1 pseudogene is annotated in these 1,154 nt (G+C 67.9%); it reads right to left on the bottom strand.

Annotation, left to right across the window (positions count from 1 at the left end):
* Positions 1-1,132, bottom strand: a pseudogene (locus A5694_RS14305) (HNH endonuclease signature motif containing protein); the annotation flags it as partial.
* Positions 1,133-1,154 lie beyond the last annotated feature (22 nt).

Genomic DNA, 1,154 nt, shown 5'->3' with positions numbered 1-1,154 from the left:
CGGTGGGACGGTGGGCGGGGGTTGTTTGGGTGGCCGGGCTAGTGATGCCGGGGTCAGTGGTCGGTTGGTGTGGTCGGTGATGGTGAGGTTGGCGGCGTCGCCGGTGATGGTGATGATGCCGCGATGGTGTAGGCGGTGGTGGTAGGGGCAGACCAGCACGAGGTTGGGTAGCTCGGTTTTGCCGCCGTGTTCCCAGTGGCGGATGTGGTGGGCGTGTAGGCCGCGGGTGGTGCTGCAGCCGGGAACCACGCAGGTGGAGTCGCGGTGCTCGAGTGCGCGGCGCAGCCGGCGGCTGATTCCGCGGGTGGTGCGTCCGGCCCCGATGGGCTCGCCGTTGCGCTCGAACCAGGCCTCGAAGGTGGCGTCGCATAACAGGTATTGGCGTTCGGCGTCGGACAGTAGCGGGCCCAGGTGCAGTTGCCCGGCTTGTTGCTCGACGTCGAGGTGCATGACCACGGTGGTGTGGTGGCCGTGGGGGCGGCGGGCGGCTTCGGTGTCCCAACCGGTTTCGATCAGGCGCAGGAACGCATCGGCGGTGCTCGGCAGTGGTGGCCGCTGTTCGTCGGTGCCGTCCTCGTGGTCGTGTTTCCACTGGGCGATCAGGGCATCGAGGTGGGCCTGTAGGGCGGCGTCGAATTTGGCGGCGTCGAGGGGGTTGAGTTTGATTCGCCAGCAGCTGCCGTGTTCGTCGCTGGTTTTGGTGATCGAGCGTTGCGGTTCGGGTCGGGGGTCGGGTTCTGGGCGGGGTTCGAGTTTGATCGCGGTGCGGAGTTGGGTGACGGTGGCCACGCCGGCCAGTTGGGCGTAGTGCTCGTCGGAGCCGTCGGCGGCGCGCTGGGCGATGACCCCGACCTGGTCCAGTGAGAAGCGGCCCTGGCGCATGCCCTCAGCGCAGCGCGGAAATTCGGCAAGCCGGTGTGCCACGGCTGCGATGGTTCCGGCGTTGTTCGGTGATACGCCTGGTTTTCCAGGCGACCAGCGCTGGGATGGAGCGCACCCCGGTGGTGCCCCAGAGGTCGTCGCGGTCGATCTCGGCGACGATCTGCACGATGCGCCCATCGATCGCGTTGCGCTGACCGGTCAACTCCGCGAGTTCCTCGAATAGCACGTCAAGGCGCTGGGCGGGGCCCAACGTCTTGGTGCCGGATGGTGCG

This window comes from Mycolicibacter sinensis (genome assembly GCF_001667945.1).
Lineage (GTDB): Bacteria > Actinomycetota > Actinomycetes > Mycobacteriales > Mycobacteriaceae > Mycobacterium > Mycobacterium sinense_B.
The sequence above is the reverse complement of the archived record's forward strand: the minus strand, read 5'-3'. Positions and strand labels throughout refer to the sequence as shown.